Origin of the sequence: Mesorhizobium sp. KR1-2 (assembly GCF_040045035.1) — a bacterium.
In the GTDB taxonomy this organism is placed as follows: Bacteria; Pseudomonadota; Alphaproteobacteria; order Rhizobiales; family Rhizobiaceae; genus Pseudaminobacter.
The window spans coordinates 17,532-38,365 of the sequence record NZ_JBDZDS010000016.1 but is presented as its reverse complement, the minus strand read 5'-3'; the positions used below and the strand labels follow the sequence as shown (position 1 = coordinate 38,365).

Annotated in this window: 14 protein-coding genes and 3 pseudogenes; 9 read left to right on the top strand and 8 right to left on the bottom strand. The window is 59.4% G+C overall.

Annotated elements, in window-relative coordinates; genetic code table 11:
- The 3 genes from ABLE85_RS23015 to ABLE85_RS23005 form a co-directional block, all read left to right on the top strand.
- Positions 1 to 203, top strand: a 203-nt coding sequence (locus tag ABLE85_RS23015; protein WP_348795039.1) for an IS3 family transposase, incomplete at its 5' end; no start/stop codon positions are given.
- A gap of 161 nt (positions 204 to 364) precedes the next feature.
- The gene (locus ABLE85_RS23010) at positions 365 to 1,240 is read left to right on the top strand and encodes an ABC transporter (protein WP_348795038.1); all 876 of its coding nucleotides are present in this window, start codon (positions 365 to 367) and stop codon (positions 1,238 to 1,240) included.
- 2 nt (positions 1,241 to 1,242) lie between these two features.
- Entirely contained in the window at positions 1,243 to 1,986 is a 744-nt protein-coding gene (locus ABLE85_RS23005) for an ATP-binding cassette domain-containing protein (protein WP_348795037.1), read from the top strand.
- 20 nt (positions 1,987 to 2,006) lie between these two features.
- Here the strand turns inward: ABLE85_RS23005 and ABLE85_RS23000 are convergent, their stop codons facing one another.
- Positions 2,007 to 6,374 (bottom strand): glycosyltransferase, encoded by a 4,368-nt coding sequence (locus ABLE85_RS23000; protein WP_348795036.1) that lies wholly within the window; start codon positions 6,372 to 6,374, stop codon positions 2,007 to 2,009.
- Positions 6,375 to 6,566: 192 nt separating this feature from the next.
- Between ABLE85_RS23000 and ABLE85_RS22995 the strand changes: the two are divergent.
- A pseudogene (locus ABLE85_RS22995) lies at positions 6,567 to 7,319 on the top strand (IS5 family transposase).
- Between the two features lie 104 nt (positions 7,320 to 7,423).
- Here the strand turns inward: ABLE85_RS22995 and ABLE85_RS22990 are convergent.
- Positions 7,424 to 8,582 (bottom strand): annotated as a pseudogene (locus ABLE85_RS22990) (IS3 family transposase).
- A 269-nt stretch (positions 8,583 to 8,851) separates the two neighbouring features.
- On the opposite strand from ABLE85_RS22990, the gene ABLE85_RS22985 reads away from it, so the two are divergent.
- Complete coding sequence (locus ABLE85_RS22985; protein ID WP_348795035.1) at positions 8,852 to 9,616, top strand: glycosyltransferase family 2 protein; 765 nt, start codon at positions 8,852 to 8,854, stop codon at positions 9,614 to 9,616.
- Here the strand turns inward: ABLE85_RS22985 and ABLE85_RS22980 are convergent.
- The 3 genes from ABLE85_RS22980 to wecB are packed head-to-tail and all read right to left on the bottom strand — an operon-like array spanning position 9,589 to position 13,151.
- A complete protein-coding gene (locus ABLE85_RS22980) occupies positions 9,589 to 10,701 on the bottom strand; it encodes a glycosyltransferase family 4 protein (protein WP_348795034.1) in 1,113 nt (370 codons plus the stop codon). The two genes, ABLE85_RS22985 and ABLE85_RS22980, sit on opposite strands and share 28 nt — an antisense overlap.
- Before the next feature lie 49 nt (positions 10,702 to 10,750).
- Positions 10,751 to 12,007, bottom strand: coding sequence for a UDP-N-acetyl-D-mannosamine dehydrogenase (gene wecC, locus ABLE85_RS22975; protein ID WP_348795033.1), 1,257 nt, complete (start codon positions 12,005 to 12,007; stop codon positions 10,751 to 10,753).
- 4 nt (positions 12,008 to 12,011) lie between these two features.
- On the bottom strand, positions 12,012 to 13,151 hold the full coding sequence (gene wecB / locus ABLE85_RS22970) for a UDP-N-acetylglucosamine 2-epimerase (non-hydrolyzing) (protein WP_348795032.1): 1,140 nt from the start codon (positions 13,149 to 13,151) through the stop codon (positions 12,012 to 12,014).
- A 359-nt stretch (positions 13,152 to 13,510) separates the two neighbouring features.
- Between wecB and ABLE85_RS22965 the strand changes: the two are divergent.
- Positions 13,511 to 13,858: pseudogene (locus ABLE85_RS22965) on the top strand (transposase); the annotation flags it as partial.
- 66 nt (positions 13,859 to 13,924) lie between these two features.
- On the opposite strand, the gene ABLE85_RS22960 reads toward ABLE85_RS22965, so the two are convergent.
- Complete coding sequence (locus ABLE85_RS22960) at positions 13,925 to 15,223, bottom strand: glycosyltransferase family 4 protein (RefSeq protein ID WP_348795031.1); 1,299 nt, start codon at positions 15,221 to 15,223, stop codon at positions 13,925 to 13,927.
- A 463-nt stretch (positions 15,224 to 15,686) separates the two neighbouring features.
- Positions 15,687 to 16,628 (bottom strand): NAD-dependent epimerase/dehydratase family protein, encoded by a 942-nt coding sequence (locus tag ABLE85_RS22955; protein WP_348795030.1) that lies wholly within the window; start codon positions 16,626 to 16,628, stop codon positions 15,687 to 15,689.
- An 865-nt stretch (positions 16,629 to 17,493) separates the two neighbouring features.
- On the opposite strand from ABLE85_RS22955, the gene ABLE85_RS22950 reads away from it, so the two are divergent.
- From ABLE85_RS22950 to ABLE85_RS22940, 3 genes are read left to right on the top strand one after another with little or no spacing between them, the layout of a single operon-like run.
- Positions 17,494 to 17,736: a hypothetical protein gene (locus tag ABLE85_RS22950; RefSeq protein WP_348795029.1), complete on the top strand. Its 243-nt coding sequence runs from the start codon at positions 17,494 to 17,496 to the stop codon at positions 17,734 to 17,736.
- Position 17,737: 1 nt separating this feature from the next.
- Entirely contained in the window at positions 17,738 to 17,896 is a 159-nt protein-coding gene (locus tag ABLE85_RS22945; protein WP_348795028.1) for a hypothetical protein, read from the top strand.
- Between the two features lie 26 nt (positions 17,897 to 17,922).
- Entirely contained in the window at positions 17,923 to 18,243 is a 321-nt protein-coding gene (locus ABLE85_RS22940; protein WP_348795027.1) for a hypothetical protein, read from the top strand.
- A 266-nt stretch (positions 18,244 to 18,509) separates the two neighbouring features.
- Here ABLE85_RS22940 and ABLE85_RS22935 read toward each other — a convergent pair whose 3' ends face one another.
- Positions 18,510 to 20,660: a cation:proton antiporter gene (locus ABLE85_RS22935; protein ID WP_348795026.1), complete on the bottom strand. Its 2,151-nt coding sequence runs from the start codon at positions 20,658 to 20,660 to the stop codon at positions 18,510 to 18,512.
- Positions 20,661 to 20,834 lie beyond the last annotated feature (174 nt).

Below are 20,834 nucleotides of genomic sequence, written 5' to 3'. Positions count from 1 at the left end.
GAAACTGTCACGACAACGCCGTGGCCGAAAGCTTCTTCAACCTGCTCAAGCGTGAGCGGATACGCCGCAAGACCTACAGGACCCGCGACGAGGCCAGACAGGATGTGTTCGACTACATCGAGACGTTCTACAACCCAAAGCGCAAACATGTGAGAAACGGGATGCTGTCACCCGTCGACTTCGAACGGCAGCGGAAAATGTAACCCGAGGGCGTCTACAAAACGCGGGACTATTTAGACGCATAGGGCCAAACAGCAACTCCAGGTCTCTCCCAGAGGGAAGTCGGGGGCCTAGGGCTCGCCTTGTTGCTGCTCAACGAAGGTTCGAAACACGACCAGTCGGACGGGAGACTTGGACTGATGAAGTGCGTAGTCACTTCACGAATCCGGAGCATTGCCTCGCGCTCGTGGTTGCGTTATGCGCATCACCTAAGAAACAGCGCGAGCTCGGCAAATTGACCACCTGGAGAATCGTTCGTCCCCACCTATCCCGGCTGGTGCGATTTTTCCATATCAGTTCGATAGAAGCGCGGTCCGAGCGCCAATCGAGCTATCTCGGCATTCTATGGGGACCACTGTCCACTTTGATCTTTACCGCGATGCTGGCTTTGGTTTTCCGCCAGCCGCACCTGATCACAGTGGGCGAGTTCTATCTCTACGTGTTGGCCGGCTATGTACTCTGGAGCTTCATCACCGCGACGGTCACATCAAGTACAACCGTCATCCAGAGACGCTTCGACTTCGCCGTCCATAACAACCTTACGCTTGTCGGTCTTTTTTATAAGCTACTTATCGACCGTCTGTTTGCAATGAGCCTAGATCTCGTTCTGCTCGTTTTTGCAATTATACTTTTAGCCCCGGGAAGCCTAGGCCTTCATCTCGCCCTGTTACCGCCGCTCTTGGTCGTTCTCGCATTGGTATCGCTAGCTGTTGCCTATCTGGTGAACCTTGCCGTGATATTGTTTCCGGATTTGGACGCAATTTTCAACGTTGGGGTTCGCTTCATGTTCTTCGTGTCGCCCGTTTTTTGGGGAGCGGAAGGCGACGCGACGGGCGTACGTGGAGCCCTGATCGACTATAACCCGGCCGCATATTTCCTATCGGTGTTCAGGCAATCTTTCGGCGTCGTTCCCTTGGAGCCCAAAGCGTGGATCGTGGCGATCGGCTTTTCGGTCTCACTCTGCGTCATAGGAATAATTGCCTATGATCGATCCCATGCATTCGTGAGGAACCTGAAATAGACATGGCAAAGATCGATCTTCGGAACGTCTGCGTCAGCTACTTCATGCGTAAGTCCGCTGCGACCGCCAAGAAATTTGAGCGCGACGCAGTCGGAGCGCAGATCGTTGTGGGGCAGCGCTATATCGAAATTGCAGCCCTACAGGACGTGTCGCTTGAACTCAAAGACGGTGACCGCGTCGGGCTCATTGGGACTAACGGTTCAGGGAAGTCGACGCTCTTGAAGCTCTGCGCCGGCGGATTGGCTGCTCAGTCAGGCGAGGTTGACATCGAGGGGGTGGTGAGCCCTCAATTCGCCTTAAGCACCGGTTTGCGCCCTGAACTCTCAGGTCGTCAGAACACGGAACTCAAGTGCCTTTACATGGGCGTTCCTCAGCTTCAGGTCGCATCGCATATCGATGATGTGAGGCGAATTAGCGGCCTCGGAGGATATTTCGATCTTCCCATCAAAAGCTACTCGGCCGGCATGAAGTCGCGCCTCGTTATGAGCCTACTTCGTTTGGTTCACGGCGAAATACTTATAATGGATGAGTGGATCAATGCCGTCGATTCAAGTCTGAGCAAGACGATCGGCGGTCTACAATCCCAGCTCATCGAGCGGAGCAAAATCCTAATGCTGGCGAGCCACTCCGAACGCGTACTACGCGAGTGGGTAAAGACCCTGATCTGGATTGACCAAGGCCGAATCCGCGAGATAGGTACCGTTAACGCCGTTTTCCGTGCATACAACGAGTCACAAAGGCACTGATCTCCAAAGGCGAAAGCAACCTACTGGTCAAATAGTGCGATTTCGCGTTCGATAGTTTGCGCAATCCCTGATTGCGACCTTACGCGCTGTGCTGCAGCAGCAGAAAGTCTCTGGAACAACACAGGTTCTCGATAGAGCTTTTCGACGGCATCGGCCATCGCTGTAGCGTCTTCCGCCGCGACGACCATTCCGCAATCATCATCTACGAATTCCGGAATTGCGGCTACCGCAGTGGTGACTGGAACCAATCCTGACGACATCGCTTCATCGCGGGAAACGCCCTGTGAGTCCATCCTCGTGGGTGAGAGCAATATACCGTGACCCCGATGGAGCTGCGCGACCTCATCGTGCGTCAAAAAACGCCTCTGCAGATCCACATTCTCCAAAGAACGCAACGGCAGTGTCAGTTCGTCAAACAGCGGGCCGTCCCCGACGATCGTGAAGTGCAGCTCCTTGAAAAAATCGCGTTTTGACAAGTCCAAGATTGCCTGAACGGTCAGGTCATTCGCATACTTGCGGCTTGCATACGGCCGGATAGACAGCACCCGTGTCCTCTGCTCGACCGGCTTTGTTACGTAGGGAAATTGCTTGCCATCGATGTGGTTGTGAATAATGGCTGTAGCGATGTCGGGTACCCGAACATCAAAATCGCCTTCGATTTCATCGCGGAAATATTGAGAAACGAAGACGAATTTCAGGCCTTCGCCCGCGTGGCCGAAAATTTCCTTCCAAAGAACCAGGCGCTGATCACTAAGGCGCTTCTGCCGCTGTATCTCGGCCTGCTCCATCCGCTCGAACTCGTACTCCCGACGCTGCCACAACTGGACCTCTGCACCGTGAAGCCAAACAACGATTTTCACCTTTTCGAGATGCGGTTTAAGCAAATCCCATGTCCGCCTGTCGAGCGCATGGACTAGCACGTGCGTATATTGACCGGAGTTCAGCGTAGCCTGCATCGCCACATCATCGACAGTCGCGACATCGACGTCCTCAAACTCGTCAAAGCCGTTCTCTTCCAGGTTGCGCAGCTTGCAAACATCGACGCTGATACCGGCCTCACGATAGTTCCGAACGCGACTGTGCAAAAAGCCATAGCGATAGAGATCATCGTAACTTGGATACTGCTTGGTGAGGACCAAAACTCTGGACCGTGCAACGAGGATGTTGGGCGCACGAACTGTCCGGCCGAAAGCGATGCGTTTTATCGTCGCTTCGCCCACGCCCTCAAGTCGTATCCCGAACCGAATCGATCTGCATTCATCAGGGATCACCAGCGTATGAGACCCAGGAGTTCGCAAGATCGAATGGCTGATTTTCTGACCGTCGTCGTCATAATATTCGCATGCAAACTGAGCGACCGATCCGAAATTGCCCTCGACGAAGATGTCACTGCTGTCAGATAGTCCGAGGTCTTCCCGTTCGAAGCGTTCAGTCGTCCATAGGTATCGTCTTTGGCCGACCGGAAATTTCGAATCGAGATGTAGCGTTTCACTGGTCAGTTCGGCCGACGCCTTGCCTCTAGTCTGGCCACCGATCGCGGCCAACAAGCCTGCTGCATCGAATTGTCGGCCGACGAACTGCCCTCTGGGGGCGCAGGGCAACATGGCCTCTGCTGTCTGTTGCATGGCGTTCATCATTGCGCCGGTTGAGGGCAATTGGATATCGTCAACCGTGGCCAATTCGGTGAACCCGCCTGCATCTTGGCAATAATTGAACTCGTCAATGCTTAAACAGCTTAATCCTTCGGTGAATGCGACAGTTGGCTCGCCAAGCCAAGACGCGATCATATTAGCAGTGATCTTGTCTATCTGCACAATTGCCGAGCGCACGGCAAGTTTATCGACAAATTGATATGACGATTCGGGATTCTGCAGAACGGCTTCGCCTTCAATTAACTTGTAAAAAGATTTCTTTCCGATCGCATCAGCTTCTGCATACTTCGTAGCGAGCGCGAGATCAGTCAGATAATTGGGGCCGTAGTAGTCGTCGGGTGACCACAGGCAAACGAAATCCTTACTGCCGGCTTTTGCCTTTAAATCAGCGGCGAGTTCTTCGGCGCTTTCGAAAAACTCTGCCCCCTCATGTGCGGCTGTGGTGGACACGATTCTGAGACAACTGACGCCGTCGAACCTTTGCCGCCGATAGGCCTCAATAATGCGGCGAATATCGCTTTCCGAATGCGCGGTAGCGACAACATGCATCACCGATGCTGCAGGCGCAGTCGGTGAGTCCAAAAAAATTTTTGACGAGATATAGGCCAATCGATGAGCATAGGTGTGTTCGCTCATAACTTTGCGAAGGCCGGCTAGTCTGAATTTGCGATAGAAGTCGTCATCACGAGTTAGGGGCTGAACACGACTGGCGATGGTGGCCGCGTTGTCTGAAGAAACGAGTAGGTCACCGAAGAACGTCCGGGCGCCGCGAGAATAATTGCTGACGACCGGGGTGTTAGACGCCATCAACTCGAAGACGCGGCGGGCGAACATCGACTGCGACCGCTTGATGGTGTTTATATTGATGCCGAAACGGTAACCCTTGTAGGCCTTCTCGATATCACTGAACGGCAACGTCCCGAGGATAAGCGGATTAAATCTTTCGGGGAAAAGATAGTGAGGGTGTGGGTTGTCAGCGTTTCGGTCATAGATTTCGACAGGCCGGATCGCCCCTAGCGTGTCAAAAAGGGTCGCCATGTCACGCTGACGCTCGGGATAGCGCTGATAATAGGAACCAGCGAAGTTGAAAGCATCCTTCCGCTCTGTCGTTTGGACCGGATTGTGAAACCGCGGCTGGGCCGCAAACGCCAGCAGGTAGACGCGATCGTGACCAAGTGCGTTCTTGTAACCAGGAACACAATCGATGTCCGTAGTAAAAACCAGATCACATTGTTTAGCGACAGGTAGGAAGCCGGAGAAATGGATCGGATCTTCTTTGTTCCAAAAGGCGGTCGGCACCCCTGATTGCGCGCACCACCCTAGAAGCTCTTGCATTTCTGAAGAGTTATGGCTGACCTTAGTTTTCCAAGCTCCGTCAGCGCCTTGCCATGCGGATTCTATGAAGACGAAATCAGGCTTGGAGCGCTCAAGCTGTGACTGCCAACGATCCGGCAGGAGTTGTTCAACGTCTGCCTCGGGAGCGAATGCGGTGTGCGTAAAGGTGTCCATAATACCGGCGATGCGCAGTCTGCGACCGTCGGTAACGGGCCAAGGCTTCTTGCTGAACGAAGTGCGCGAACGCACAATTTGCTGAACTAGCGTTTGTTGATGAGCTTGCGTAGGCGTCTTTTGCCCAGCCCGCGTTGGCTGCGAGCGGAACGCTTGGCGCACCGTCCGTGCGAAGGACATTAGGCTCTGACCCGCCGGCCTCTTTGCCAGTTTTACAAGAGCGTTGCCAATACGATAGCTATAGGAATTCTGGATCGCAGCTCGTTCGCTCATCAGTTTTTGATTAGCCCTTTCCAGCTGTCGGATTTTCGCATCCGCACTAGTCTTAGCCGCTAGCCTAACCCGATCTGCTTCTTCTAACGTTGCCCGAAGTTGGTCGTCGTACTCTTTCTTGCTGCGGTCCCGTTCTGCATCCGATTCTTTCTTGATGCGATCCCGATCTGCATCCCACTCTATCTTGATCCGGTTCAGATCTCCCACTGCTGCCTTCAACTTGTCAGTGGCGACCTTCTTGTCTCTCTCCAAAGCTTGCAATTGATCGTTCAGCTTTCGGATGCGTGCTCCATAGCGATGCTCGAGAGACTCGAAAGCTGCCTCAACGCGACGGATCAACGGCAAGTCGAATGCCGGGATGTCACGTGCCGGGGAGGCGCGCAATGTGGCCACGAACGCGATCCAGCCCTCAACCGGCTCTATCTCGGAAATTTCGAAATACTCATTCAAGAGCAAGTACATTCCGGTAAGGTAGTAAGTTGCCTTGTGGTCAAAATAATCGTTGATTCCGAAAGGTACTGTGACAATGATTTGTCCGCCGTCGCGAAGCGCCTTCGATGCCACTTGGAGCAGCTGCGCGGGCTGAATGAGGTGTTCTAGAACCTCTCCCATCACGACAGTGTCATATCCTTTTGACTCAAATTGATGCGTCAATGCATCGGCTTGAAGGAATGTGACGCGTTCGCGGACGTGTTCTGGCTCGCTCGCGAGCAGGTTTTGAGCATACTGAATAGCTTGCGCATCAATATCGACCGCAGTCACCCGCTTGGCTTCCCTCCCGAGAAGGATGGCGGAAATTCCTTGACTACATCCGAGGTCCAGAACCTTGGTGCCACTGACCCGCGCGCAAATCCAATGAATGCGTGCCTGCGTCGCGTGCATAAAGTTTGGACCAAGCGTACCTTGGTAGGCTTCAGCAACGCGGTCGTGGATTTCCGGAAGGGCTATTGTCATTAATCAGCATCTGTTCAGTTTAGGGCAAATGAGCCATATGGAAGCCACGTTGGCGCGTCAAGGATGATGCACTGTTTGTGGTCATACTTCGCAAGACACTTGCGTCCCACACAACGCCACTATGTCTAGGCTCCGGACCTATTAATTCCGCCTGATCTGTGATTCACGGTCTCCGCTGGGGAGGATGTCGTGATGGGTGATTTGTTTTTTTGCTGCGAGCGGCAGATGGCGCGGATATGCCACATTTTCCGTTGTCGCACGGCGTGCCGCGCGTCGATGACCGGCGGGTGGTGAGCGGCATCGTCTACGTTATTCGCCACGGCCTGCAATGGAAGGATGCGCCCAAGGGCTATGGTCCCCACAAGACGCTCTACAATCGCTTCATGACTGGAGCCGGCTTGGCGTCTTCGACCGCATCTTCGCAGGTCTTGCCGGCGAAGGCCCCAGGCCGGAGCGGATCATGATCGACGCCACCCATCTGAAGGCGCACCGCACGGCGGCGAGCCTGCTCAAAAAGGGGATGTTCCCCGCCGTATCGGGCGCACCAAGGGCGGACTGAACTCCAAGCTCCACACCGTCTGCGATGGCGCGGGCCGGCCGATCCTCATGCTGCTTACGGAAGGCCAGATGAGCGACCACAAGGGCGCGACCCTTGTGCTTGACGCCTTGCCGCCAGCGAAAACCCTCATCGCCGACAAAGGCTACGATAGCGCCGCGTTCCGCCAGGCCCTTGCCACCAAAGGAATCGAGCCTTGCATCCCTTCGAGCCGAAGCCGGAAAATCCCTTATCCTTACGACAAGGAACTCTACCGTCAGCGTCACAAGGTCGAGAACCTTTTCGCCAAGCTCAAGGACTGGCGCCGCATCGCCACACGCTACGACCGCTGCGCACACACCTTCTTCTCGGCCATCTGCATCGCAGCGGCCGTCATCTTCTGGCTTTGATCAATGAGTCCTGACCCTAGCTACCTTCGAAGATTCTAATGGAACGCATTTTAAAGCGGACCTATGGGCTTGGTCTGCCCCCATGGGGTGATCCGGTTGGACTGTTAGTGCATGCTTGGCTTGCTGGCCACCGCTGGCGTTGAAGCCGGTCCGTTCTGGCGAGGCCAGATGGTCGTTTCGGGTGCCGGCGGTCTGTAGCTCAAGGATGAGTGCGGCCGCACGGTATTGTAGTGCTGTCGCCAGTTTTCGATGATGATCTTTGCCTCCTTCAGCGTGTAGAAGGTTTCGCAGTTCAGCAGTTCGTCGCGAAGCTTCGAGTTGAAGCTCGCGCAATAACCGTTTTCCCACGGGCTGCCCGGCATGATGTAGGCGGTCTTGGCACCGACCGCCGCGATCCATTTCCGCAATGCCTTGGCGATGAACTCCGGCCCGTTGTCGGACCGAATATGCGTCGGGATGCCCCGCAGGATGAAGAGATCGGAAAGCACGTCGAGGACATCGACGGCCTTCAGCTTCCTTTCGACCCGGATGGCGATGCATTCCCGCGTGAACTCATCGATCACGTTGAGCATGCGGATTTTCCTGCCGTTGTGTGTGCGGTCCTCGACGAAGTCGTAGGACCAGACATGGTTGGGGTGTTCCGGCCGAAGCCGGATGCACGAGCTGTCGTTCAGCCAGAGCCGACCGCGCTGGGTTGCCTGAGCGGCACCTTCAGCCCCTCCCGCCGCCAGATCCGCTCGACCCGCTTGACGTTCACGATCCAGCCAGCCTGGTGCAGCATCGCCGTGATGCGGCGATAGCCGTAGCGGCCATACTGGAGAGCGAGGGCCGTGATGTCGGCGGTCAACGCCGCTTCGTCATCCGGAGCCTTGGCGACCTTGCGTTGCGTGGACCGATGCTGACCGAGAACCCGGCAGGCCCGTCGCTCGGACACGCCCAGTTCCTCAACGACATGATCCACGCAGGCGCGGCGGCGGGCGGGGCTTAGAAGTTTCCCTTGGCGGCCTCGGCAAGGATCATCTTGTCCAGGGTGAGATCGGAAACAGCCCGCCGGAGCCGAGCATTCTCCGCCTCCAGCTCCTTCAGCCGCTTCACCTGGTCGCCCTTCAGCCCGCCGTATTCAGCCCGCCATCGATAATATGTCACTTCCGTCACGCCTATCGACCGGATCGCCTCCGCCATCGATTTGCCTTGCGCGTTCAGCACGTCGACCTGACGCAGCTTCGTGACGATCTCTTCTGCCTTGTGTCGTTTCGCTGCCATTTCAAAGTCCTTCAGAGGCTCACAAGCCATGCTTCAAGAAGGATCACTTTTCTGGGGGCAGACCAGATCGCAACGACGAGGACGGCGAAGACCGGTAGGCTCATCAGGAGCAGCGGCAACGCGATCGCGATATCGAGCAAGCGCTTGCCGTGGGAGCCGGGCCGCTGGGGCGGCGGCGGTCATGCATGTCCTATGAAACTGGGGATCAAGGTGCTAACACAGGGCAGCCACTTGTCAACCTCGCCCCGCCGCGCTTCAAAGTCGATTTCATGCCCCTCGTCAGCGTCGTCATGCCCGCCTTCAATGCCGAGACGACGATTGCGCAGTCCATCGACTCCGTCCTGTCCCAGACGGTGCAGGACTTCGAACTGATCGTCGTCGACGATATGTCGTCCGACAGGACCATGGAGGTCGTCGAGCGCTACGCCGGCCGCGACGCACGAATCCGCCTGCTGACGACCGGCTGCAACAGCGGCGGCCCCGCCGTCCCGCGCAATCTGGCGCTTGCGCAAAGCGCCTCACACTATGTCGCGTTGCTCGATGCCGACGACGTTTGGTCGCCTCGGAAAACCGAACTGCAGTTGACCGAGATGCAGGCGGCCGGCGCCGCGATCTCATGCACTGGCTTCGACGTCGTCGACCCGCAGGGCCGGCGGATCGGCGGTTTTATTCCGCCCGCGCGCGCAGACTATGCGAGCCTCTTAGAGGGCAACAGCATCGGCTGCCTGACGGCGATCTACGACGCCGAGCGGCTGAACCATCCGTCCTTTCCGATCTGCGGCCATGAGGACTATGCTCTCTGGCTGGAACTGACGCGCGACGGCACGACCGCCCTCGGGCTCCGACAAAAGCTTGCGGCCTATCGGGTCGGCGCGCAGAGCGTCTCGTCCAACAAGATGAAGGTGCTGCGCTTCTTCTGGCACATCTATCGCCACCGCGAAGGCTTCGGTCGGGCGCAAAGCGCCTTCATGTGCGCGCGCTACGCGGCGCTGAACCGCGCCAAATATTACGGCGAGTCGGCAAGCTCGTCGTAAAAGGATGCCAGCTTCCCAGCCTCGGCATTCCAGTTGTACCGTTCGACGACCGCCCGATTGCCCGCCTCCCCCATGCGTCGGGCACGCTCGGGATTCGCGTTCAGCGCATCGATCGCGGCGGCGATAGCCTTCGGATCGGTCGGGTCGACGCAGATGCCGCATCCCTCACCCTCGATGATCTGCCGCCACAGCGGAAAGTCCGCGCCGATCACCGCCAGGCCGGCGGCCATATACTCGAAAAGCTTGTTTGGCTGCGCGGTCACATGGTGTGCGACGGGCAGAAACGTCACGACCCCAGCGATGCACCGCGCCATCTCTTCGCGCATTGCCGTCCGATCGAGCCGCCCGAACGCCTCGACGCGCCCCCAGCCGGGGCTCGCCTCACACATCATCTGCGCGCGTCGCTCGGTGAACGGCCCGACGAGCAGCAGCTTCACCGGTGTCTTGCACAACGCCATGGCATCGACAAGCTTTGGAACGCCGCGGATTTCGGTCACGGCACCGGTGTAGCAGACGAAGCCCGGTTCGATCGATGCATTCGACTCGGCGACGATCTCTTCCTCGATCGGGTAGTTGTTGATGACGCGTGAGGCGATCCCCCGGTCGCAGTAGCTCGCCGCGATGGCCTCATAGGCGGATACGACGCCGTCAAACGAGGCAAGCGCCCGCTTCTCGAACCAACCGAATACGGTCGATACCGCCAGTGCCAAACCGAATTTCAGATAGGGCTTCGTCAGGATGTCTTTGATGTAGTCTTCATGGGAATCGAAGACGACTTTCGCCCCCTCCCGCTTCAGGCGCAACCCGATTGGGATCAGTTCGGGGTCGTGCAGATGATAGATGTCGCTGCCTGTCGAACGCGCCGCCTCGAACACGCGGCGCGTCGTCCACGTCATGCGAATCGGACGTGACGCCGCTCGCTTTCCGGCATCGATGATGCGCACGCCGTCCCGCGTCTCCGGCCCGCGCCCATCGGCGACGACCAGCGTCACGTCATGACCAGCCCTGGCGAGCGAGCGGCACTGCTTCAGGAAGATGCGGATGTCGTAGCGCTCGTGAACGGATGTGAGATGGCATATCTTCATGACAGTCTACCCGTTCGCGACCGACCCCTTCTCAGAGACCTCGAGGCTGTTAGATCGCCGTCGCCTTGAACAGCGTCTGGCCGGGGCGCACGATCGTGCCGAGCTTCTTGAACTCGTTATGGGCGACGAGCAAGAGCAGGATGTCGGCCTTTTCGACGGCCGTTGCGACGTCCACCTTCTCGCGGCCGGCGAGCCCCTCCGGCAGTTCTTCGACATTCGGCTCGACAAAGAGCAGCCGGCTTTCCAGCGTGCGCGCCAGTTCCTCCGCGATCTCGACCGCGGGGCTTTCACGCAGATCATCGATGTTCGGCTTGAAGGTCAGGCCAAAGCAGGCGATGGTCACGTCGCGTGCGGTGCGGTCGGGATTGTCGAGGAGGAAGACGCCGATTGCTTCCTTGACCTTGGCGATCACCCAGTGCGGCTTGGCGTCGTTGACCTCGCGTGCGGTGCGCACCAAGCGCGCCTCCTCCGGCGTGCGCGCGACGATGAACCACGGATCGACCGCGATGCAGTGGCCGCCGACACCGGGGCCCGGCTGCAGGATGTTGACGCGCGGGTGCCGGTTCGCAAGCCCGATCAATTCCCAAACGTCAATGTCGAGCTTGTCGCAGATCAGCGAGAGTTCATTGGCGAAGGCGATGTTCACGTCGCGAAAGCTATTCTCTGTCAGCTTGCACATTTCGGCCGTGCGGGCGTCGGTGACGATGCAGTCGCCTTCGACGAAGATCTTGTAGAGATCGACCGCCGCCTGCGAGCATTTCGGCGTCATGCCGCCGACCACGCGGTCATTCTGGACGAGTTCGCGCAGCACATGGCCGGGCAATACGCGTTCGGGGCAATGCGCGATGCGGATGTCCGACCCTTCGCCATGGGTCTGCGGAAACGTCAGATCCGGACGCGCTTCGGCCAGCCACCCCGCCATTTCCTCCGTCGCGCCGACCGGCGAGGTCGATTCCAGAATAACGATGTCGCCGGACTTCAGCACCGGCGCGATCGCCTTCGACGCAGCCTCGATATAGGCGAGATCGGGCTGATTGCCGTCTTTGAACGGCGTCGGCACGGCGATCAGGAATGCGTCCGCCGGCTCGGGGGTCGTCGTCGCGCGCAGCCAGCCTTCGGTGACCACCGCATGGACCACGACGTCGAGGTCCGGCTCGACGATGTGAATTTTGCCCTGGTTGATCGCCTCGACGGCTCTTGTGCTGACGTCGACGCCGATCACCTTGGTCTTGCGCGAAGCGAAGACGGCTGCGGTAGGAAGGCCAATATAGCCGAGGCCAATGACGGATACGGTCTTGCTATTCATGAAATCAATGCTTCGCAAACTTGTTGGCCAGGGCGTCGAGGATGCGCTCGCACGCCTTTCCGTCACCATAGGGATTGTGGGCCGCGCTCATCCGGTCATAGGCATCGCGATCGCGAAGCAATTCGCCGATCTCGCCGACGATCCGGTCGACATCCGTGCCCACCAGCCGCACCGTGCCGGCATCGACCGCCTCGGGCCGCTCGGTAGTCTCGCGCATCACGAGGACGGGCTTGCCGAGCGAGGGCGCCTCTTCCTGGATGCCGCCGGAATCCGTCAGGATCAGGTGGGCGCGGTTCATCAGCCAGACGAAGGGCAAATAGTTGACAGGCTCGATGAGATGGACCCGGTCTACTCCGGCAAGTAGTCGGTTGACCGGTTCACGGACGTTCGGATTCAGATGGACAGGATAAAGGATTTCGACGTCGTCGAAGTCCTGGACGATCTTCAACAGAGCCTGGCAGATGCGCTCGAAGCCGCCGCCGAAGCTTTCGCGGCGATGGCCCGTGACGAGGATCAGCTTGCGGTCGTCACTCAGGAAGTCGAATTCTTCGGCAAACTCGCCCTGCAGTGTGGCGTCGGCCTGCGCCTTGTCTACGACGTGCAGTAGCGCGTCGACCACCGTGTTACCGGTGACGTGGATGGTGGCCTCGTCGATGCCTTCGCGGACGAGGTTCGCGCGCGAGCCTTCCGTCGGTGCAAAATGCAGCGCGGCCAGCGCGCCGGTCAGCTTGCGGTTTGCCTCTTCGGGCCAGGGCGAATAGAGATTACCGGTACGAAGGCCGGCCTCGACATGGCCGACCGGGATCTTGTGGTAATAGGCCGCCAGCGTCGTCGCGAGTGTCGTAGTCGTGTCGCCATGCACTAAAACGATATCGGGCCTGAAGCTCTCGAAGACCTCGCCGATCGCGGTGAGGATCGCCGCGGTGATGCCCGACAGGTTCTGTCCAGGCTTCATGATGTCGAGGTCGAAATCGGGCACCAGATCGAAAAGCTCTAGCACCTGGTCAAGCATCTGGCGGTGCTGTGCCGTGACGCAAATGGCCGACTCGAAGCGGGGATCACGCGCCAGCGCCTGGATCAACGGCGCCATCTTGATTGCCTCCGGCCGCGTGCCGCTAACGGTCAGCACCTTGAGTGCACTCATGGACAAACTCCTGGATCGCTTCTGGGAAAGCCCCACACATGGTCCTTGTGGACGATACGTATGATGGAAAGCCGGCAGGCGGCGCGTTGAATGCCGGGGCGGGTGTTACGCGATTCGCCGCCGCCCTGACAATCCCCTGCCCCGGCACGGCCCGTCATTCAACGCGCCGCCCGATCGGCGAACTTATTCGCCCTCCTTCCCGCTGCGACTAGAATCGAGAACAAAAAGAGAACTATCGATGACCGGAACACCCCTTCTCGATTTGTTTTACCTTCCCTACTACCGGATGAATGCCTATGCAGTGCCCAAGATCTTTCACGATCTCAGCCGGTTCGGCCCCGCCCGCATCAAGATCTTCAGTGATCGAGAAGGCGATCAACCGGCCGGCATTCGACACCTTGATCGAGACCCAACTCGCCCCGCCTTTGTCGAAGGGCGACATCGTCATTCACAAAAACCTTGCCGTCCACAAGAGCGCGCGTGCTGCACAATGCCTCAGGGACAAAGGTGCTTGCCTCCTAGTCCTGCCGCCCTGCAGTCCAGACCTCAACCCGATCGAGATGGCCTTCTCGAAGCTCATGGCCCATCTGCGCGCCGAAGCAGCCAGAACCTTCGGCGCCCTCTGGGACGCAATCGGCAACATCTGCGACCTGTTCAGCCTAAGCGTGCTGGAACTATCTCAAAGACCCGGATATGCGTACCATTAAATGTCCGTTGCTCTAGCGTCATGAACGACACGTTCCATCCTTGATTTCGCCCGGCGGCGACACACGCTATCGATAGTCCGCCCCTGCAAGCGCGCCCGACGAGCCATCCGCCCCAATCCCGTCCGCCCGAAGCCCCTGCAGGCGCGCGTATATATCGACGAGGAGGTGTTCCTGGGCTTCCCAGTTCAGCCGCTCGATCGCGTTGCGGGCATTGGCCGCGAAGCTTTTCCGCAATTCACGATCCTCGACCATCCGCCGCAGGGCGGCCGCCAAAGCCTCGGTGTCGTCGGACGGAACCAGCAGACCGAGTTCGTCGGTCTGGACGATCTTGCGAATCTCCGGAAAGTCTGATGCCACGACCGGCAGTCCCGCCATGACATATTCGAACAACTTGTTGGAATCGGTCGTGTAGTGGTTGAGGCAGGTGTTTTCGATCGGCTGAACTCCGATGTCGGCCGAGCGTGTATAGTCCGGCAACTGGTCGAGATCGACCTTCGGTATCAGCTTCACCCGTTCCTCGAGCTTCAGATCAGCCACCACCTGTCGAACGGCGGGTTCCGATTTTCCGCTGCCAACATAGACGACATAGGCCCGGGGGACCGACGCTGCGGCGGTTGCCAGCCGCTCGAGGCCGCGGCCGGGCTGGACGCCGCCCTGGTAGATGATGATCGGCCAGTCTTCGCTGAGCCCCAGTTCGTCGCGAATTCGCGTCGAGTGTGCCCATTCCTGCCGCCGAGGCCTGTTCTGGAGAACTATCGGCCGGGGCACCTTGTAGGCTCGGGCGAAGAACTGCGCGCGCGCGTCCGTCGTCGTGATCGTCGCGTCGGCGCGCGGCATCAGGTGCTTCTCGATCCAGCCGATGAATTTGCGCTGGCCGGCATATCCCTCGCGATCGGTGCTGATTTCGTGCGCATCATAGACGAGGGCGGAACGCGATATCAGGGAGGCGAGCCAAGCCGTCGGCAGCGTGTTGAAGTCGTGCGCGTGGACAACATCGGGACGCGAGGCGATGACCGCCGCGAGAAGCGCGCTGTGCGTCGTTGCGCGCGTAACGATGCCTGCGGCAAGGCGAAGCCTGCTGCGCGCCGCCGGCTTGGACGGGGCGGCGACGGACCCGCGCGGCGCCGTTGGATTTTCCGGCTTCGCCGTCTTGCCGAGCCTCTGGCGCAAGGTCCAAAGCGGGCTGCGCATGACGCGAACGACCCGCACGCCGGAGCCGAGCGTCTCGCGCCGCTGTGTTTCGCCAGGCGTGTGCAGCGCGAAGACGGTCACCTCATGGCCGGCAGCCTGAAGGGTCTCGGCCTCCTTGAGCACGCGCGCATCGTTGCGGAAATTGTTCCAGACGATCATGGAAACTCGAGGCATACTGACCTTCCCCTGAAGCCGTTTGCAGCGAGCATGAACCATCTGCAGCCCGCGACACCTCGTGGGTTCGTGCGGGCGAAGAAACAACCACGGACACGCCACTTGTATCGAGGCTCTGCAAATAACCCATCATGCCATTGAGGAAAAGAGGCAGGACATTAACTGCCGTCTGGCCGCCGTCGCGCAAGCGATCGTTTCAAGTCGGCGATCGGAGTTATTTCGGCATGCCACTCGGCCGTGCTCACTCGCAGCACCTTGGGCTTTTGATCAACGACTGGTATGTGGGCGCGCACGCCCTTCCGATGCGCAGGTTAGCCGGGAAGCCTAGGTAACGAAGCTTCACGCCAAGATCGGTCAGCTTTTCGTCGAGCTCGATTTTTCCAGTTCGCCAACCGGCTGGTTTTGCGACAACAAAACACCAAACGCATTGATGTCGACCAACTGAGCAGTTCGGTGAAGTCGATCACTGTCGAATAGCGGCGAACTCCCGGCCGGATCTACGGATCGCGTCAGGGGCGCTTTCAATCGGCGACCAGTCGAACGTCTCCCGAAAACGGCTCGAATCGATCTCCAGATTGCCCAGCAGGCTGTCGGCAATCTGGCCCTTGCCGGCGAGCCGGAGGGGCGCAGCTAGCAATGACACCGGCAGGGGAAGCAGCGATCGCCGCCTGCCCATGCCTTCGCGCAGATATCGCATCATCTCTGCAAGGCTCACGCTTTCGTGGTCTGCGACCGCATAGGCGCCGCTGTTTCCGGGCTTGGCAAGCTCAACGACACGTAGGATAGCGCTGACAAGATTGTCGATGGAGACCATCGTGCGGCGGTTGTTGACTGCACCGAACGGCAGCAGAGGACCGAAAGCGGCGAGCTTTAGCATCGATTGCCAATTGCCCTTCGCATTCGCGCAGTAGATCAACGGTGGTCGCAGCGAGATTCCGGTGCGATCCGCCGAAGCGAATTGCGACACAGCGTTCTCTCCTGCGAGTTTCGACCGTCCATAGGCATTTGCGGGCATTGGGGGTGTCTCATCGGAGACGGTGACTGTGTTCGCGCTAGCAGTGACGACCGCGATGCTCGATAGGAAGACCACAGTCCCTACGCCGCACGCCGCAGCTTGGTCAACGATGTGTGCGGTTCCCGCCGCATTGACCCGTTCGTAGTCGTCCAAGGAATGTGTGGAATGCGGAAGCAAGGCGGCCAGATGGATCAGCACGTCCTGATTACGCAAAACGACCGTCCAGTCGGTGGCGGCGTCGATCTGTCCTATCTTGACATGACGTACGCCCGGCGGAAAATTGCCCTGGTGCCTTGACACGGCTGTTACTGCGTTGCCTGTCTGACTGAGGCGATCGAGAAGTGCAGTGCCAACCATTCCGCTGGCACCGGTAATGACGATCCGTTTCATTGAGGAAACTCTCTTAATCCTATTGCAGGGGCGGATTTAGTAACCTGCCTATTGCCAACTTCCAGATATGATTCAACCGGTATAGCGACGAATGTCCGCTTGCGGATGATCTTCAGCATAACCCCGGTGCCATCATGTCATCGCGATGCTGGATTTCGACGCGCGACGATGGCTCCTGCCCGGCAATCACGTCATGCTGATCCCGCTCTTTTCTCGTGCCAGACGTATGCGGTGATATTGTAGGCAATGTTTGCCATGCCAATTTTCATCGTCGCTTTGGCGATGCCGATAATGCGGACGAACAACCCCCATGCGGGCGTCCTGATGAGCGAAGACGTGCTCCATGCGTGAGCGGATCTTCGACCGCCAGCAATTGGCTGTGTCGGTCGCCTCGCTCATCGGTCGGCCCTTCGGCTTCTTCTGTGGGTGTCGCAGACGAAGCCGTTCCTGTCGAGCCAAGGCTCGTTCTTCTTCGACCGATACGCAGTATCGGCCCAGACCTTCGATCCGGTGTTCGGCCGCTCCACCGCGTTGCGAAGCTGAGCACCATCATAGGCGGCGGCATTTGTCATGGTCCTGCCGCAGATTAAGCCATACCGCTAATCGATCGAGGCGTGCCTTCGAGAATTTCACCGTCCATCGTGCATCCCGATCCTTCTGACGCAGTTTCGCCGGCTGTCCTTCCAGGGATCCGGTATCTTGCCCGCCTTGACCTCCGCCTTCCGGTCGTCCGTGTTGCGCTGCTTCGGCGCGGCCACGACTGTGGCATCCACAATCTGCCGCCAACATCCTCTACAATATGAAGCAGTGACTGATCTATCTGGATCGCATCGCAGCCGCATGAACACCGTGGCCGAAGAGGCCAATGCCGCGGCATCAGGCGACGACTTGCCGTCCCGACATCCGCTTGCGCATGCCCAAATGCGTCGGCCAGGCTTTAATCACAATGTTGATCGAAACCCCCAGCTTCGCAGCCACGATCTTAAACAAAGGCGACATCGCGGCCGCCGGCGCGGGGGCGATCGCCGCAAAAGGCGCGCGAAGATTCGTCCTGCTGGTTCCGCGCGGCCCTGATGCCGCAACGCTCGAAAAGCGCGTCGCCCAATAGCTTGAGCGTCTACGGTGCCAGGCTCGCGGTGACCGTGGCCTACGACACCAACGAAAGCGCCGCCAAGGCCGTGGCCGACGTGAAGGCGCTGGTCGAAGCGCCGGAGGCGATCTCATTGCCACCGGAGGCAGCAACCCCGCCTTTGTCGCCGCGGCGCTGAAGTCCGAAGGGCTGCTGACGAAGGACATGGCGCTGATCGGGACGAACCGGTGGCTCGAACACTCGATAGACGACCCTGCCCTGCAAGGCGCCTACATCGCCACGCTGGACGTAACGGAGACCGATCCCATCGGCAACCGCTTCAAGGCAATCTTCAACTATACGGCCGACATCACCGCGGCCTATGCCTATGACACCGCAGAAGAGCGTGTTCGAAAATCCCGCCGGGTTCCGCGGATCCACAGGCGTATTCCGCTTCAGGCCCGACGGCGGCAGCGAAAGTTCGATGCCATTCCATCGGATCCAGAAAGGCGCGGAGAAGCAGGTCGCCGAGTCGACCTCGGGTAAGCGGGGCAGATCGGCCAAGCTTGAGCCTCATATTTGCCCAAAGCCTCCATGCCGGCCCAGCAATCTCACGAATTATCTCTTGAATTCAATTAGATAGATGTTCGCTGTTTCATCAGTTAGGGTGCGCCATTCTTTTCAAAACCATGCCTTAGGGCCTCGGCTGCGACTTGCGGCGCCTTTGCCATCTCGTCAGGGGGCAAGCAGAACCATCGCCGTCTCGCAGTCGGCATAGCCACTCCAGCCGCCGACCCACGTCTTTCGCCTCTCTATTCGGCAGGCTGCACGCGCTCGGTGACGACCAGCACGACCGGCTGGGAGCATTTGGTCACGACGGCCATCGCCGTCTCGCCGAAGAACAGTTCGCGTCCGGGGCGTTGTGCTGCGCCCATGACCACGAGCGAGGCCTGCTTCGCTTCCCGGCAGATAGCCTCGTCGGGATTGGCGTGCATGCGGATTGCCGTCTTGATCGGCACGTCATAGCGGTTCGCGAGTTCAACGATCTGCTTCAGCATGGCCTCCTCCCGCCAGCGGGATATGGAGGGACGCCGACCGCCCCGCGCGCTGCCGCGGGCCACATAGAGCGCCTTGACGCGTGCCTTGCGCGGCCGCGCCAGCGCGAGCGCCACGTCCGCAGCGCGCCGCGCCACCTCCGTGCCATTGATCGGGACGAGAATGGTCGAACCCTTGCCGAGACGTGGCGCCTGGCCGGTGCCGGCCTCGCCTTGCAGGACAAGACACAGCGGCCCTTCAAACCCGGCGGCGATGTCGTTGAGCTTGGGCGTGAAGGTCCCCTCGCCGCTCGTGCTCCCGGACAGGCCCACGAGAAGCATGTCGTAGCCCTTGCGAGCTTCGTCCGCGATGGTCTGGGTGGTCACGGGAGTTTCATTGCGCGCGGTCAGATGCACCTCCTCCACGGCAGTGCCTTCACCTTGCTGGACCACATCGGCGCTCGTCTTTGCCGCCCGCCGCAACTGCCTGACATGCGCCTCCGGCTTGCCGCGTCCGGGCGAGGCAGAGGGCGGTTCCATGTCGTGGCGCAGCAATGTGATCGGCATCCCGCTGCCGCCTCCGATCGCGCCTGCGAGCCGCGCGGTGAATTTCCCGATGGGGCTGTCGTCCACAATGACCAGCAGCCGCTCCAGCCTGGCGATGAAACCGCGCTCGTCTAGCGCTTCGCGCTCGATGCGCTCCTTCTCCTCCGGCGTCATCGGCAGCCGACGCAGCGCCCAACGCAGCATCGGCGGCATCGACAGGGTCGTGCAGACCGCCATGGTGACGATCATGGTGAAAAGCGTGTGCGACAGCACGTTCATGGACAGGCCGATGCTGGCCACGATGACCTCGGTCGAGCCCCGCGCGTTCATGGCACAGCCGACGGCCGTCGCTTCTTTCCAGGACATGCCGGTGATCTTTCCGCCAAGGAAGGCGCCGCTGAACTTGCCGACGCTGGCAATCGCGATAAGCGCCACGGTAAGCAGTGCGAGCGGTGGAGCCGCAAGCACGGTCAGGTCTGCCGACAGCCCCGCCATGCCGAAGAACACCGGCATGAACAACGCGGTGATGATGCCGCGCAATTGCGCCTCGATGTGGCCAGAAAGGATCGGCGACTCGCCGATCAGAATGCCCGCCACGAAGGCCCCGAGCACCGTGTGCACGCCAATCAGGTTGGTGACCCAGGCCATGATTCCCATGATGATGAGGATCACGGTGATGACAGCGTAGTCGCTCTGAAGGGCGTCATTGCTCCAGCGGATCAGCGCGAAGACCATGCGCCGCCCAATGGTGAAGCTGAACGCCATGAAAGCCACGACTGCCGCGATTGTGCCCAGCAGCGGCAGGGGTTCGACTTTGCCATGTGCGGCGATGCCGAAGGTGACGGCGATGACGAGCCAGCCGATCGTGTCCTCGAGGATGGCGGAGGAAACGATGATCTGGCCCAGGTTGCGCCGCATGAAGTTCATCTCGCGCACCACCATCGCCACGATCTTGACCGACGAGATCGAAAGCGCCGTGCCGAGGAACAGACCGGCGACCAGGCGCTGGCTCGGATCGGGCAGCAGCGATAGCGGCAGGAAGGAAGCAAAAGCGAAGCCAAAGACGAAGGGAATGACTATGCCTGCGGCGGATATGACAAGGCAGGACTTGCCGACCCGGCGCACAAGTTTGAGGTCGATTTCCATGCCCGTGAGCATGAGCAGCAACAGGATGCCGAGCTGGGACACCGCCTCGATCATGCTCTTCTGGGCAGGATTGGAGGGGAAGATGCCGTGCTGGAGGGACGGCCACAGCCAGCCGAACAAGGTTGGCCCGAGGAGAATGCCGCCAATCAGCTGGCCGACGATCGCGGGCTGATCGAAGCGCTGGAAGATTTCGCCGAGGCCACGGCCCACCACCAGCAGCAGGATAAGTTCCAGCACGAAGATTCCTTCGCTGGAGCCGGGCAACCCCGCGCCGGTAGCTCCAAAATCGCTCCCCGTGGCTGCGGCCGCATGAGATGCAGCTATTGCCATTGAAAGAAAGCACGCTACGCAAGCCATCTGGCTGCGTTGCTGACGACCTTCCCTGCCCATAGGGGCCTCCGCCACCCTATG